Source organism: Mycolicibacter senuensis, from assembly GCF_003284925.1.
Classification (GTDB): Bacteria; Actinomycetota; Actinomycetes; order Mycobacteriales; family Mycobacteriaceae; genus Mycobacterium; species Mycobacterium algericum_A.
The window spans coordinates 13154-27248 of record NZ_QMEX01000051.1; the positions used below are offsets into that span (position 1 = coordinate 13154).

Here is a 14095-nt window from a genome sequence, read left to right on the forward strand (position 1 = left end):
TGGACGGGCCTGGCGCTGCGGTACGTTTAGCCGCATGCCCCGAGCGCCGCAGACCGCGCGCAGCGAACGCACCCGCGAAGCGCTGCGCCAGGCCGCGCTGGTGCGGTTCCTGGCCCAGGGCGTCGAGGACACCTCCGCCGAGCAGATCGCCGCCGACGCCGGCGTGTCGCTGCGCACCTTCTATCGCCACTTCACCTCCAAGCACGACCTGCTGTTCGCTGACTACGACGCCGGCCTGCAGTGGTTTCGCAGCGCCCTGGCGGACCGGCCACCGGGCGAGCCGATCATCGAGTCGGTGCAGGCCGCGATCTTCGCCTTCCCCTACGACGTTGAGGCGGTGACCCGCATCGCCGCGCTGCGCGCCGATGAACTCGACCCCGAGCGGATCGTGCGGCACATCCGGCAGGTCGAGGCCGACTTCGCCGACGCGGTGGCCGAACGGCTTCGGGCCACCGGCGGTTCAGCGAGGCCCGACGGCGGAGGGGCGAAGCGGGGACCGCCCCATGAAACAGCCGGCGACCCACTGCGAGTCGCGGTGACGGCTCGCTGCATCGCCGCGGCGGTGTTCGCCGCGATGGAGGTCTGGATGCTCGGAGAGGATCGTTCGTTGGCTGAGCTGGCCCGGATGTGCCGGACCGCGCTGGATTCGCTGGCCAACCGCTAGTTACGTCAATATTGACAAAACCTTGCCCGCCGTGTCAGCCTCGGCTCGACGGAAGGCGGGTGCTGGGGTGTGGTCCAAGGCCGATTACGACGCGATCGTCATAGGCGCCGGGCACAACGGGTTGGCGGCGGCGCTCATCCTGCAGCGCGCCGGCCTGCGCACGCTGTGTTTGGAGGCTGGGCGTTACCCCGGCGGGATGGCCTCGACGGTGGAGTTGTTCGACGGCTACCGGTTCGAGATCGCCGGTTCGGTGCAGTTCCCGACGTCGGCCGCGGTCAGTGCCGAGCTGGGTCTCGATGCCCTGGAGAGCATCGATCTCGAGGTGATGTCGGTGGCGATGCGCGGCGTCGGCGACGACCCGCTGATCCAGTACACCGACCCGATGAAGCTGTTCACCCACCTGTCCGAGGTGCACGGCGCCGAGGCGGTCAACGGCATGGCCGGACTGCTGGCCTGGAGCCAAGCCCCCACCCGGGCGCTCGGCCGCTTCGAGGCCGGCCGCCCGCCGAAGACTCTCGATGAGATGTATGCCTGCGCCACTAACGAATTCGAACGATCCGCCATCGACGACATGCTGTTCGGCTCGGTCACCGACGTGCTCGACCGGTACCTGCCCGACCGGGAGAAGCATGCCGCGCTGCGCGGTTCGTTCACCGTGCTGGCCGTCAACACGCTCTACCGCGGGCCGGCCACCCCCGGCAGCGCCGCCGCGCTGGCCTACGGACTCGGCGTTCCCGACGAGAACACCGTGCTGATGAAGAAGCTGCGCGGTGGCATCGGGGCGCTCACCCGGCAGTTGTGCGACACCTTCACCGATCTGGGTGGTGAGCTGCGGCTGCGCACCAAGGTCGCCGAGATCGTCGTCGCAGCCGGCCGGGTGACCGGGGTGTGCACCGAGGCCGGGGAGAGATTGACCGCGCCGGTGGTGGTCTCGGCCGTCGCCCCCGACCTCACCATCACCGGGCTCCTCGACCCGGCCGCCGTGCCCGACGACGTGCGCGCCCGCTACGCGCGCACCGATCACCGCGGCTCGTACCTGCAAATGCATTTCGCCCTCGACGAAGCCCCGGAGTTCGCCGCGCCGTATGAGGCGCTCAACGACCCCGCCATGCAGGCCTCGCTCGGGATCTTCTGCACGCCCGAGGAAGTGCAGCAGCAGTGGGAGGATGCGCGGCGCGGCGTCGTGCCGGCCGATCCGACCGTCGTGCTGCAGATCCCGTCGCTGCACGATCCCGGCCTGGCCCCGTCGGGGAAGCACGCCGCGTCGGCGTTCGCGCTGTGGTTCCCGATCGAGGGTGATGGGAATTACGGTGAGATGAAGGTCGAGATGGGCCAGCGGGTGATCGACAAGATCACCCGGCTGGCACCGAATTTCGAGCGCAGTATCAGCCGGCACACCACCTTCACCCCGCGCCATATGGGCACCATGTTCGGCGCCCCCGGCGGCGACTACTGCCACGGCCTGCTCAATCCGGACCAGATCGGCCCCAACCGGCCCGGCGCGAGGGGCTTTGTCGGGCAACCACTCCCGATCGACGGCTTGTACCTGGGCAGTGCAGGTTGTCATGGCGGTCCCGGGATCACGTTCATCCCGGGCTACAACGCGGCGCACGCGGTGCTGGCCGACCGCTGAGCACGCGCGCGAATCAGCGATCCAGCAGCCCGTCGAGCAACTCCCGGAACTCGTCGGGCCGTGCCGGGGTGAAGGCCGGGGTGGGCCAGCCGGGCACATCCAGAGTGATCAGCGTGCTGCGCAGTGGCCGGTGCACATCCAGCGGCAGCCAGCGCCGCAGATCCGAGCTGCCCCAGATCCGGAACCGGTGAGCCACGCCCAGTGACTCGGCTCGGTAACCCCGCACCGCGCTCAGCGGGATCACCTTCGATGTGCCGGACGGAAAGTGATAGCGGCGCAACGTGATCGCCTGCCGATCCAGCAGCACCTTGCCGTCGTCGTAAACGTCGCTCACAGCTTCTCGCAGCGCAACTCGTGGCCCCTGGCGGTCAGGCAGCGTCCGGTGTTCAGATCCCATTGCCAGCCGTGCTGGTTACAGGTCAGCGTGTCGCCGTCGACCACCCCGAACTTCGACAGGTCGGCCTTCATGTGCGGGCAGCGGCGCTGAATCTGCCAGCCGTCCAGGGTGATCGTCGCCGAGTCGTCGTGGCTTTCGCCGAACCAGCCGTCGGCGTAGACGATCCGGTCCTCGGTGAGGCACTTGAAGAACGTGTAGAGGTATTCGTTGTAGCCGCCGACCCGCCACGCCTTGAAGCGGGTCGACAAGAAGATGGTGTTGACCCAGTCGGGTTCGTTGTCGCGCAGCACGGTGCGCACCAACTCGGGCGGGATGCCGAAGCCGTACCGGAATTTCTCGCCCGGAACCGGCTCGCGCACCATGCGTTTGGGAAAGTCCAGCACCACGGTCTCGGTATGCGCGCCCCCGCGGTGATCCCGCCCGTCGAGCACCAGTTCGACCGGGTAACCGATGCCGTCGCAGATCTCGTTGCTGCTGGCCATGATCGGCTCGAACAGTGCACGCAACCCGTCGAGCATCGCCGGGCCGGCCGCCGGCGCCCAGGACGCCTTCTCGGCGGCCAGCACCGGCGCCATCCGATCGGCGTAGCCGGCGATGTAGTCGGCTTTGCCGGCTGTGAAGATCGTCTCGACGTCGTCGACCGGATGGGTCAGCGAATCCAGTTGTGCCCCGGTGAAATCCGCGGTGGTGCCGGGAACCATCAGCAGCCCGCCGTCGTGGCCGTTGCGCCGCAGTTGGTCCAGGAACACCAGCTGGTCGGGGAAGATGTTGGCCGGATCGCCGTGATCGTCGTTGAGCTGGCGTAACTCGGAATCCAGAAAGCACGGCGGGCCGGCCGAGGGCACCACCCATCGGGCGCCGACGTGGGCGACGTACTGCCGGGCGCGGTCCATCTGGCGTTGCCGCTTCTGGGTGCCGAACGCCTCCTTCGCGCGGGCCGGCATGTCGTAGACCATCGGGTACCAGATCGCGCCTGAGTACTGCAGCAGGTGGACGTCGATGGTGCCGAAGGCCGTCAGCACGTCCAGGTCGATCGGACGCGAGTCGTTCATGTTGAAGACGGTGGTCACCCCGTCGCAGACCACCAGCCCCGAGTCGCCGATCGGACCGTCGGCCGGGGCGCGCAGCGCGATGATCATCACGTCCAACTCGCCCTTGGGGCCCGTCACGGTGTGCCGCACCGAGTCGGAGGTCTCGAAGAACCGGTGAAAACCCAGCGCCTCCAACTCCCGGCGCAGGTCGGGCACCGGATAGTCGGGCAGCAGCACCACCGCGTCCTTGTTGACGTGGGCCGCCAGGTGCCGCGGGTCGAAGTGGTCGTGGTGCAGATGCGAGATGTAGAGGTAGTCGCAGTCGCCCAGGGTGTCCCAGTCCAGCGCGGAGTTGTCGGGGAACGGGAACCACGACGCGAAGTAGGCGGGGTTCACCCACGGGTCGCACAGAATGCTGCCCGCGGCGGTGTCGATCCGGAAGCCGGCGTGTCCGACGCTGGTGACCCGCACTTGCACCTTCCCGACGCTGTAACCGATACCTCCCGAGCTTAACGGCGGGGCGCCCGTCGGCATCGCCGAGGCGGTCGAAGCGGGTCGCCCTATGACCCGGGCGATCGCGAGCGCGGCGGAGCCGGGCGAAGCGGGTCGCCCTATGACCCGGGCGATCGCGAGCGCGGCGGAGCCGGGCGAAGCGGGTCGCCCTATGACCTAGGCTGGACGACTGTGGAGCCGTGGTACGGGAGTGTCGCTACCGTTGCGCGCACGTTGTGGCGCTTCCAGGGGGTGAAGATCACCGTCACCGGTGCGGAGCACGTGCCCGCCAGCGGCGGCGCCGTGGTGGCGATCAACCACACCGGCTACCTCGACTTCGCGTTCGCCGGGCTGGCCGCCTACGACAACCGGCCGCGGCGCCGGGTGCGGTTCCTGGTCAAGCAGGAGATGTTCGACAACCGGTTCGTCGGCCCGATCATGCGCGGCTGCCGGCACATCGCGGTCGACCGCAGCCAGGGCGCCGATGCCTATACCGCCGCCGTCGACTACCTCAAGGCCGGCGAGCTGGTCGGCGTCTACCCGGAGGCGACCATCAGCCGCAGTTTCGAACTCCGCGAGTTCAAGAGCGGCGCCGCCCGCATGGCGATCGAGGCGCAAGTGCCGATCGTCCCGCACATCGTCTGGGGCGCCCAGCGGATCTGGACCAAGGATCACCCCAAGCGGCTGGGGCGCTCCAAGGTGCCGATCTCGGTGGCGATCGGCGAGCCGATACCGCCGACGCTGCCCGTCGACGACCTGCGGGCGCTGCTGCAGACCCGCATGCAACACCTGCTTGAGCAGACCCAGGACGCTTATCCCGAACACCCGGCCGGAGCGTTCTGGGTGCCGCACCGGCTGGGCGGCGGCGCCCCCACGCCCGCCGAGGCGCTGCGGCTCGACGCCGAAGAAGCCGCCCGCAAGGCCGAGCAGCGCGACGCCCGAAATCAGCAGCCCCCGACCGCGACGGGCGGCTCGGAGTAGCCCTGGCATGCAGCCGGTTTTTCGTGCGCTGGAACTGGCAGCGGTGACCATGGTGAAGGTCTCCGCCACCCGACTGGATTTCGATGGCCTGGAACACATCCCGGCCACCGGCGGCGCGGTGATCGCCATCAATCACACCGGCTACGTCGACTTCCTGCCGGCCGCACTGGCGGTGTATCGGCGGAAACGCCGGATGCGGTTCATGATCAAAGCCGAGATGCAGCGGGTGAAGGTGGTGAATTTCCTGATCAACCACACCGGCACCATCCCGGTCGATCGGGGCGCCGGGTCGCACGCCTACCGGCATGCGGTGGCCGCGCTGCGCTCCGGCGAGGTGGTCGGGGTGTACCCGGAGGCGACCATCAGCCGCAGCTTCGAGCTGAAGGACTTCAAGTCCGGGGCCGCCCGGATGGCCCTCGAAGCGCAGGTGCCGATCGTCCCGCTGATCGTGTGGGGCGCTCACCGGTTGTGGACCAAGGATCACCCGAGGGCGCGGCTGGTCGGCAGCAAGATACCGATCACCGTCCTGGTGGGCCCGCCGTTGGCCCCGGCGGGCGACGCGGCCACCCTCAGCGCCCGGCTGCGGGCGGCGATGGTGCCGATGCTGGACCGGGCGCAACGGGAGTATCCGCACCCGGCGGGTGAATACTGGGTACCGCGACGACTGGGCGGCAGTGCGCCCACTCCGCAGCAGGCTAGGGTTCTCGATGAGCGGGAGCTGGCTGAACGGATGCGCAAAGGGGCGGGTCAGGGCCGACCGGACGCATCGAGCACGGAGTACTAGAGCATGGCCGAACCACTGTTCCGAACCCTGGAGATGGTGATCCCGCCGCTGGTGAGGGCCAACGGGCCGCATCCGACGTTTGAGGGGCTGGAGAACATTCCCGAACGCGGCGGTGCGGTGCTGACGCTCAACCACACCAGTTACCTCGACTGGTATCCGGCCTCGATCGCGGCGCTGCGGCGGAACCGGCGGCTGCGGTTCATGATCAAGTCCGAGATGACCGAGGTGCCGGTGATCGGCTATGTGATCAAGCGCATCAAGCTGATCCCGGTCGACCGCTCCGCGGGGGCGGGCGCCTACGACGTGGCGGTGCAGCGGCTGCGCGAGGGCGAGCTGGTCGGGCTGCACCCGGAGGCCACCATCAGCCGCAGCTTCGAACTGCGCGAGTTCAAGACCGGCGCCGCGCGGATGGCCCACGCGGCCGGTGTGCCGCTCATCCCGGTGATCGTCTGGGGCATCCACCGGGTATGGACCAAGGACCACCCGAAGCAGCTGTGGCGCAACCACGTTCCGGTGCTGGTGAAGATCGGCCGGCCAATGGCTGCCTCCGGCGACGCCGAGGCGACCACTGCTGAGCTGCGTGCCACGATGGCCGCGATGCTTGAACAGGCGCAACTGGAGTATCCCCACCCCGCCGGCGCGTACTGGGTGCCGCGACGGCTCGGTGGCGGTGCCCCGACCTTGGCCGAAGCCCTGGCGATGCGCGAAGCCGAGCTGGCCGAGCGCGACCGCAAACGCATGGCGCAGCCGCACGGTGGCCGGCTGCGGCGGTCGCTGGCCGGCCGGGGGCGACGTTGATGGCCATGCCGCAGCACCCGATACCGGCGCTGATCGCCAGTGACGTCGACGGCACCCTGCTCGACGACGCCGAGAACATCACCGAGCGCACCCGGGCGGCGGTGCGTACGGCCGTCGACGCGGGCGCCGGGTTCGTGCTGGCGACCGGGCGCCCGCCGCGCTGGATCTCACCGGTCGTCGATGCGCTCGGATTCGCGCCGCTGGCGGTCTGCGCCAACGGGGCGGTGCTCTACGACCCGAACGCCGACCGGGTGATCTCGGCGCGGACGCTGTCGGCGGACAGCCTGGTCAAACTGTCGGAGGTGGTCGGCCGCGTCATCCCCGGGGCCGGCCTGGCGGTGGAGCGCATCGGCGAGTGTGCGCACGATGCGGTGACGCCGCAGTTCGTCAGCTCGCCGGGCTACGAACACGCCTGGCTCAACCCGGACAACACCGAGGTGTCCCTCGAGGACCTGCTGTCGCAACCGGCGATCAAGTTGCTGATCCGCAAGGCGGGGGCGGCCAGCGCCGACATGGTGGCGGAGTTGGCGGCCCACATCGGCAGCGCCGCGGAGTTGACCTATTCCACCAACAACGGGCTGGTGGAGGTGGTGCCGGCGGGTATCACGAAGGCCAGCGGCATCGAGGAGCTGATCACCCCGCTGGGGATGGGCATCGAGCAGGTGCTGGCCTTCGGGGACATGCCCAATGACCTGCCGATGCTGGTGCAGGCGGGCCACGGCGTGGCGATGGGCAACGCCCATCCGGAGGTGCTGGCCGCCGCCGCGGAGATCACCGCGCCCAACACCGAGGACGGCCTGGCGCGGGTGCTGGAACGGATTTTCCCCGGTTGACGCCGCGCCGGCGGCGCGGGGCTTCTCGCAGCACTTTTCCGCCCTGCCCGCGCCGGGAACGGCGTTAGTTGACGCCGATCACCCGGGAGAAGCGCTCCAACTGCACCGGCGGGCCCTCCGGCGGGGGCGGCGGCAGTTCTTCGGCATTGCCGTCGACAACCCGGATGACGCTGCCGTCGGCCCGGTTGTAGTTCAGCGTGCCGTGCTGGAAGTTCTGGCCGATCCACTCCGGTTCGGGGATCTCCGCGCTGGTCGGCAGCCCCAGCACGCCGCGCTCGTAACCCAGTGCCGCCCAGGCGTCGTAGATCGCCCCGGTGATCGGCTGGGCGCCGGTCTCCGGTGACCAGTACACCGCGCCGCGCTCGAAGGTCGCGTATTTGGTGGAGCCCTCGCCGATCGCCTCGGGCGAGGTGGGGGCACCGAGCAGGCCCGCCGCGCCGCCCAGCTCCAGCCAGCGGGCGTGGATTGCGCCGCCTTGCATGGTCCGGACGAGGTCTTCGGGGCCGGGGGGTTCGCCGAAACGGGCGGCGATATCCCGGATCTCGTTGAGCGCGATGTATCCGTGCTCGCCGGGGCACTCCGTCTCGTCGAGGTCGCGGTGGCCGATGATCGCCGGCAACGACAGTGCCGAGCCGCGCGGAAAGTGGGTGAAGGAGCCGCCGCCGGAGGTCAGTTGGACGGTGCTGCGCGGGTCGGTGCGGTCCAGCCCCAACCGCCAGCCCAGCAACCGGCCGACGGTCTCGAGCTGAGTCGGCGGTGGCGGCGCGTCGTCGAAGGTGCCGATCATCGACACCCCCCAGGTGTTCTTGTTGAACCCGCCGGCGTGGCTGCCCACGATGCCCTTGGTGATGCCGCCTGCCCGGCCCTCGAACACCTGGCCGTACTTGTCCACCAGCGCGTTGTAGCCGATGTCGCACCAGCCCAGGGCGCGGGTGTGATAGGCGTAAATGGCCCGGATGATCGCCGGCGAGTCCTCGGGGGAGTAGTCGTTGGAGCCGGCGGTGTGATGCACCACCGCGGCTTGCACCGGGCCGCTCTCCGCCGGCTTGCCGCATCGGCCGCGGGCCCCGGCACCCCATTGGCTGCGCGGAATGATGTTGGGCGGCTGTCCCGGTGCCAGCGCGGCGCTCGGCGGGGTCCATTGCGCGTCGACCGGGGCTTTGGGCGGGGTGATCAGGACCGCGGAGATGTTCTGGGCGAACGGCTGCGCTGCGGTGGCCGGCACATAGCCGAGGTCGGGCTTGGGTGCGGGTCGCGGCTTCGACGCGGGCCCCGGCTTGGCTTCGGTGTTGACGCCCGGCCTGGCCTTGGGGCCAGGCTTGGCGTCGGCGGCTTCGGGCCGGGTGAGCGCGATCTGGACCGCGGTGGTCCGGCCGACGAACACTGGTTCGGTCCCGTCCGGGCCGGGCGCGGGCGCATCGGCCGGCCGGGGCTGCAACGACGCGTCGTTGACCTCGTGGGCGGTGGCATACCACGGGCCCCACGATCCGTCGGCCCGCCTGGCGCGGACTTTCGCCGAGGTGCCGCTGAGATCGCCGCCGGTGAGCGCCACCATGGTGAAGGGTTCGTCCTGGCTGATCTCCCGGATGGTGACGCCAGGTCCGAGGTCGGGCAGTGGCTGCTGGTTCAGCTTGGTCGCCGCGGCGCTCGGGGGAGCCGGTGTGGTCCCTGTCGACTTCGATCCCGGCCCGGCGTCCAGTGCCCACGGCAGGATCAGCACGGTCGCGACGGTAGCGGTCAGCTTGATCGTCGGCAGGGGACGACGGGTTGGCACGAGCTGATGTTACGTATGTGTCTCGTGTTGTTAGTGATGCGACACGCGGCTACCCGAAGTGGGCGAACGTCAAACGACACCGCAGAGTCCCACGGTGCCCGGCGGTGCGGGCTGACTCTGCGGTGCCGTTTAGGAAACAGGCTTCGTTGTTACCGGGGCTGTTACGGGGCCGGCACGGCGGCGGGGGCCGCCGCGGCGGCCGGACCGGCGCCCTGCGCGGCTTGCGCGATGGACGGGATCACCACACCCTTGAGCAGGTCGATGGCCTGGCCGGCGCCCAGCTGGTTGGCCGCGCTCATCAGGTCGCTGACGATGCCGCCGCTCCCACTGCTCTCCGGCATGCCCAGCGAGGGGTCGCCGAGGATGGGGTAGGTGCCGTCCAAGCCCGGGTCAAGGCCCACCGGCGAGGTGAGCGGCATGCCGTCGGAGCCCAGCAAACCGGTGTCCGGGCTGGTCAACCCGGGGCTCGTCAATCCGGGGCTGGTCAATCCGGGGCTGGTCAGCGACGAGTCGGACAGCGACGGGGTGGTCAGACCGGGCGAGGTCAGCCCCGGGGTGCCCAGCGACGGCGTGGTCAGACCCGGCGAGGTCAGGCCCGAGGTGGTGGACACACCGGGGGTGCCCGCCGGCGGCGTGGCCAGCGACGGCGTGGTCAGCGACGGGTCGGTGAGCCCCGGTGAGGTCAGTCCCGGCGAGGTCAGCCCCGGCGAGGCGGGGTAGAGCCCCGGCGAGGTCAGGCCGGGCGAGGCGGGGTACATCCCCGGCGAGGCGGGGTACATCCCCGACCCCGCTCCGTTGCCGAAGCCGCCCGGCACCGGCGGAAGGTTCACGCCGAACTGGGACAGGCCCTGGGTGAGGGCGGAGATCAGCTCGTTGGGCAGGTCGGCCACCGACGCAGCCGCGACGAAGTCACGGTGCTGCGGAGCGTCCTGGCGGGCGGCCAGCTCGGATACTGCGACAACTGCAAACGGACTCGCGACTGCCAGGGCGGCGACTGCGCTCATGGTGGTCGAGAGCCTGCGTCGACGTCGGTTCGGCACGGAAGTCTCCTCAATATGTTCTGCCCTTCAGTCCCGAGGGGCTGTAGAGCGTTTACTGCCTACCTGATCGACGGTACGCGTGTGACTAGTGTGAATAGAGTGACGAGATCGAATCGTGAGGAAACCGCGACCAACCCTTCCCCGGCACCGCCGCCTCGCCGCTTGCCGATATTGCGCTGACGGCGCGCTTCGCCTGCATGACTGCGATCTCGCGGCGCCGCGGGCGGCCCGCCGGGCAGCAGATGCACCGGCGGAAAGCGGCCCGCGCTCAGCAGGCGGGGCGCCGACGCTGCTCGCGGCCGCTGTTCAGCTACCCTTGGCGCCGATGACTTCACCGGCTAGTCACTACGACCTCTATGTTGTGGGTTCTGGATTCTTCGGCCTGACCATTGCCGAGCGCGTGGCCACGCAGCTCGACAAGCGCGTCCTGGTCCTCGAGAAGCGTCCCCACATCGGCGGTAACGCCTACTCCGAGGCCGAACCGCAGACCGGCATCGAGGTCCACAAATACGGCGCGCACCTGTTCCATACCTCTAATAAGCGGGTCTGGGACTACGTGCGGCAGTTCACCGACTTCACCGGCTATCAACACCGGGTCTTCGCCATGCACGACGGACAGGCTTACCAGTTCCCGATGGGGCTGGGCCTGGTCTCGCAGTTCTTCGGCCGCTACTTCAGCCCCGATGAGGCCAGGGCGCTGATCGCCGAGCAGGCGGCCGAGGTCGATACCAAACAGGCGAAGAACTTCGAGGAGAAGGCGATCAGCCTGATCGGCCGCCCGCTCTACGAGGCCTTCGTCAAGCACTACACCGCCAAGCAGTGGGAGACCGATCCCACCGAGCTGCCCGCGTCCAACATCACCCGGCTGCCGGTGCGCTACACCTTCGACAACCGCTACTTCAACGACACCTACGAGGGACTGCCGGTCGACGGCTATACCGCGTGGCTGCAGAACATGGCGGCCGACGAGCGCATCGAGGTCCGCCTCGACACCGACTGGTTCGACGTCCGCGAGGAACTCCGGACAGCGAGCCCGCAGGCTCCGGTTGTCTACACCGGCCCGCTGGACCGCTACTTCGACTACGCGCAGGGCCGGCTCGGCTGGCGCACCCTGGACTTCGAACTCGAAGTGCTCGAGGACTGCGGGGATTTCCAGGGCACCGCGGTGATGAACTACAACGACGCCGACGTGCCCTACACCCGCATCCACGAGTTCCGGCACTTCCACCCCGAACGGTCCTACCCGACCGACAAGACGGTGATCATGCGCGAATACGGCCGGTTCGCCCGCGACGACGACGAGCCGTACTACCCGATCAACACCCCGGACGACCGCGCGATGGTCGAGGCCTATCGCCGGCTGGCCAAGGCCGAGATGGAGTCGGGCAAGGTGCTCTTCGGCGGGCGGCTGGGCACCTATCAATACCTCGACATGCATATGGCGATCGCCAGTGCGCTGAGCATGTACGACAACGTCCTGGCGCCGCACCTGGCCGAGGGTGTGCCGCTGCACGAGAACAACAGGGAAAACAGCCGATGACCAAACCCAAGAGTTCGCGTGCGGTGAGCCGGCTTTCGCGGATCATCCTGCCGCGCCACGGCGAGCCGCTGGACGTCCGCAAGCTCTACATCGAGGAGTCGGAGACCAACAATCGCCGGGCGCACCCGCTCAGCCGGACCAGCCTGGAGATCGGCGAGGAGTCGGAGGTGTCGTTCGCGACGTACTTCAACGCCTTCCCGGCCTCCTACTGGCGTCGCTGGTCGGTGGTCGAATCGGTGGTGCTGCGCCTGGAATTGACCGGTTCCGGCCGCGTCGACGTCTATCGCTCCAAGGCCACCGGGGCACGCATCGCGGTGGACGGCAAACCGTTCGGGTCCGTCGACGGCGACGGTACGCCGACGATCATCGAGTTCGAAATCGGCCTGCAGCCGTTCGAGGACGGCGGCTGGATCTGGTTCGACATCACCACCGACACCGCGGTCACGCTGATCGGCGGCGGCTGGTACGCCCCGACCGAGGCTCCCGGGCGGGCCGACATCGCGGTCGGCATCCCGACCTTCAACCGCCCCGACGACTGCGTCAACGCGCTGAGCGCGCTCACCTCCGATGCGGAGGTCGACGAGGTGATCAGCGCGGTGATCGTCCCGGACCAGGGCACCCGCAAAGTGCGCGATCACCCCGGCTTCGCCGCGGCCGCCGCCGCGCTCGGCGACCGGCTGTCGATCCACGACCAGCCCAACCTCGGCGGGTCGGGCGGGTACAGCCGGGTGATGTACGAGGCGCTGAAGAACACCGGCTGCGAACAGATCCTGTTCATGGACGACGACATCCGCATCGAGCCCGACTCGATCCTGCGGGCGCTGGCCCTGAACCGGTTCGCCAAGAAGCCCACCCTGGTCGGTGGCCACATGCTCAACCTGCAGGAACCGTCGCATCTGCACATCATGGGCGAGGTCGTCGACCCGGACGTCTTCATGTGGACCAACGCCCCACACACCGAGTACGACCACAACTTCGCGACCGACTCACTCGCCGAGAGCCCCGACCTGCACCGGCGCATCGACGTCGACTTCAACGGCTGGTGGATGTGCATGATCCCGCGCGCCGTCGCCGAGGAGATCGGCCAGCCGGTGCCATCGTTCATCAAGTGGGACGACGCCGAGTACGGGCTGCGGGCCGGCGAACACGGCTACCCCACGGTGACCCTGCCGGGCGCGGCGATCTGGCACATGGCCTGGAGCGACAAGGACGACGCGATCGACTGGCAGGCCTACTTCCACCTGCGCAACCGGTTGATGGTCGCGGCGCTGCACTGGGACGGCAACATCGCCGGCCTGATCCGCAGCCACCTCAAGGCGACCCTGAAACACCTTGCCTGCCTGGAGTATTCGACAGTCGCCGTGCAGAACAAGGCGCTCGACGACTTCATGGCCGGCCCCGAGCACATCTTCGCCATCCTGGAGTCGGCGCTGCCGGACATTCACGCGCTGCGCAAGAACTACCCCGACGCGGTGGTGTTGCCGGCGGCCAGCGAACTGCCCATCCCGTCGCAACGCCGCAGGCCGATGCGCCCGCCGGTCCACCCGCTGACCATCAGCTACCGGCTGGCGCGCGGCATCCTGCACAACCTGAAGGCCACCGCGCCCGAGCATCATGTGCGCCCGCAGCTCAACGTGCCCACCCAGGACGCCCGGTGGTTTTTGCTGTGCACCCAGGACGGGGTCACCGTCACCACCGCCGACGGCCGCGGCGTGGTCTACCGGCAACGCGACCGCGAGAAGATGTTCACGTTGCTGCGTGAGTCGCTGCGCCGCCAGTACCAGCTGAGCCGCCGCTTCGACGAGCTGCGCCACGCCTACCGCCGGGCACTGCCCACGCTGGCCAGCAAGCAGCAGTGGGAGACCGTGCTGCTGCCCGACGGTGCCAAGTCGGCATGACCGAATTCGCGCCCGCTGGAGATCCCGATGCGGCTCCGCCGCACAGGGAGGACGCCGTGCTGGTCGCCGTGCAGTCGGCACTGGCGGGCCGGACCGGTGTGTTGCCGACGGCGCGGTCGCTGTCGCACTTCGGTGAGCACAGCCTGGGGTGGCTGGCGGTTTCCGCGCTCGGTGCACTGGTCCAACCGCGCCGACGCCGGGCCTGGCTGACCGCGGGGGCCGGGGCGTTC

12 protein-coding genes and 1 pseudogene are annotated in these 14095 nt (G+C 69.2%); 9 read left to right on the forward strand and 4 right to left on the reverse strand.

Annotation, left to right across the window (positions count from 1 at the left end; translation table 11 throughout):
• Positions 1 to 34: 34 nt before the first annotated feature.
• Together DQP56_RS13175 and DQP56_RS13180 are read left to right on the forward strand one after the other, a co-directional pair.
• A complete protein-coding gene (locus tag DQP56_RS13175; protein ID WP_112686085.1) occupies positions 35 to 664 on the forward strand; it encodes a TetR/AcrR family transcriptional regulator in 630 nt (209 codons plus the stop codon).
• Positions 665 to 731: 67 nt separating this feature from the next.
• The gene (locus DQP56_RS13180) at positions 732 to 2297 is read left to right on the forward strand and encodes a phytoene desaturase family protein (RefSeq protein WP_112686087.1); all 1566 of its coding nucleotides are present in this window, start codon (positions 732 to 734) and stop codon (positions 2295 to 2297) included.
• 13 nt (positions 2298 to 2310) lie between these two features.
• Here the strand turns inward: DQP56_RS13180 and DQP56_RS13185 are convergent, their stop codons facing one another.
• On the reverse strand, positions 2311 to 2631 hold the full coding sequence (locus tag DQP56_RS13185) for a hypothetical protein (RefSeq protein WP_112686089.1): 321 nt from the start codon (positions 2629 to 2631) through the stop codon (positions 2311 to 2313).
• On the reverse strand, positions 2628 to 4196 hold the full coding sequence (locus DQP56_RS13190) for an MBL fold metallo-hydrolase (protein WP_112686107.1): 1569 nt from the start codon (positions 4194 to 4196) through the stop codon (positions 2628 to 2630). The genes DQP56_RS13185 and DQP56_RS13190 overlap by 4 nt, the downstream gene beginning before the upstream one ends.
• Before the next feature lie 213 nt (positions 4197 to 4409).
• On the opposite strand from DQP56_RS13190, the gene DQP56_RS13195 reads away from it, so the two are divergent.
• From DQP56_RS13195 to DQP56_RS13210, 4 genes are read left to right on the forward strand one after another with little or no spacing between them, the layout of a single operon-like run.
• Positions 4410 to 5198, forward strand: a complete 789-nt coding sequence (locus DQP56_RS13195; RefSeq protein ID WP_112686091.1) for a lysophospholipid acyltransferase family protein — start codon at positions 4410 to 4412, stop codon at positions 5196 to 5198.
• A 7-nt stretch (positions 5199 to 5205) separates the two neighbouring features.
• Positions 5206 to 5982 (forward strand): lysophospholipid acyltransferase family protein, encoded by a 777-nt coding sequence (locus DQP56_RS13200; protein ID WP_112686093.1) that lies wholly within the window; start codon positions 5206 to 5208, stop codon positions 5980 to 5982.
• A 3-nt stretch (positions 5983 to 5985) separates the two neighbouring features.
• Positions 5986 to 6780, forward strand: a complete 795-nt coding sequence (locus DQP56_RS13205) for a lysophospholipid acyltransferase family protein (protein WP_112686095.1) — start codon at positions 5986 to 5988, stop codon at positions 6778 to 6780.
• A complete protein-coding gene (locus DQP56_RS13210; RefSeq protein WP_112686097.1) occupies positions 6780 to 7613 on the forward strand; it encodes an HAD family hydrolase in 834 nt (277 codons plus the stop codon). The genes DQP56_RS13205 and DQP56_RS13210 overlap by 1 nt, the downstream gene beginning before the upstream one ends.
• Before the next feature lie 64 nt (positions 7614 to 7677).
• Here DQP56_RS13210 and DQP56_RS13215 read toward each other — a convergent pair whose 3' ends face one another.
• Positions 7678 to 9387 (reverse strand): N-acetylmuramoyl-L-alanine amidase, encoded by a 1710-nt coding sequence (locus tag DQP56_RS13215; RefSeq protein WP_165825015.1) that lies wholly within the window; start codon positions 9385 to 9387, stop codon positions 7678 to 7680.
• Positions 9388 to 9548: 161 nt separating this feature from the next.
• Positions 9549 to 10427, reverse strand: coding sequence for a hypothetical protein (locus DQP56_RS25275; RefSeq protein ID WP_234825650.1), 879 nt, complete (start codon positions 10425 to 10427; stop codon positions 9549 to 9551).
• Between the two features lie 325 nt (positions 10428 to 10752).
• Between DQP56_RS25275 and glf the strand changes: the two genes are divergently transcribed.
• The 3 genes and pseudogenes from glf to DQP56_RS13240 form a co-directional block, all read left to right on the forward strand.
• The gene (glf, locus tag DQP56_RS13230; RefSeq protein WP_112686103.1) at positions 10753 to 11967 is read left to right on the forward strand and encodes a UDP-galactopyranose mutase; all 1215 of its coding nucleotides are present in this window, start codon (positions 10753 to 10755) and stop codon (positions 11965 to 11967) included.
• The gene (locus DQP56_RS13235) at positions 11964 to 13865 is read left to right on the forward strand and encodes a glycosyltransferase (RefSeq protein ID WP_112686105.1); all 1902 of its coding nucleotides are present in this window, start codon (positions 11964 to 11966) and stop codon (positions 13863 to 13865) included. Before glf ends, DQP56_RS13235 begins: the two co-directional genes overlap by 4 nt.
• Positions 13862 to 14095 (forward strand): annotated as a pseudogene (locus DQP56_RS13240) (phosphatase PAP2 family protein); the annotation flags it as partial. The gene DQP56_RS13235 and the pseudogene DQP56_RS13240, both read left to right, overlap by 4 nt.

What these genes read in the sequence shown, in the direction of transcription:
- DQP56_RS13175 (WP_112686085.1), top strand. Translation starts at nt 35, where the DNA reads ATGCCCCGAGCGCCGCAGACCGCGCGCAGCGAACGCACCCGCGAAGCG.
- glf (WP_112686103.1), top strand. Translation starts at nt 10,753, where the DNA reads ATGACTTCACCGGCTAGTCACTACGACCTCTATGTTGTGGGTTCTGGA.
- DQP56_RS13235 (WP_112686105.1), top strand. Translation starts at nt 11,964, where the DNA reads ATGACCAAACCCAAGAGTTCGCGTGCGGTGAGCCGGCTTTCGCGGATC.
- DQP56_RS13205 (WP_112686095.1), top strand. Translation starts at nt 5,986, where the DNA reads ATGGCCGAACCACTGTTCCGAACCCTGGAGATGGTGATCCCGCCGCTG.
- DQP56_RS13200 (WP_112686093.1), top strand. Translation starts at nt 5,206, where the DNA reads ATGCAGCCGGTTTTTCGTGCGCTGGAACTGGCAGCGGTGACCATGGTG.
- DQP56_RS13210 (WP_112686097.1), top strand. Translation starts at nt 6,780, where the DNA reads ATGGCCATGCCGCAGCACCCGATACCGGCGCTGATCGCCAGTGACGTC.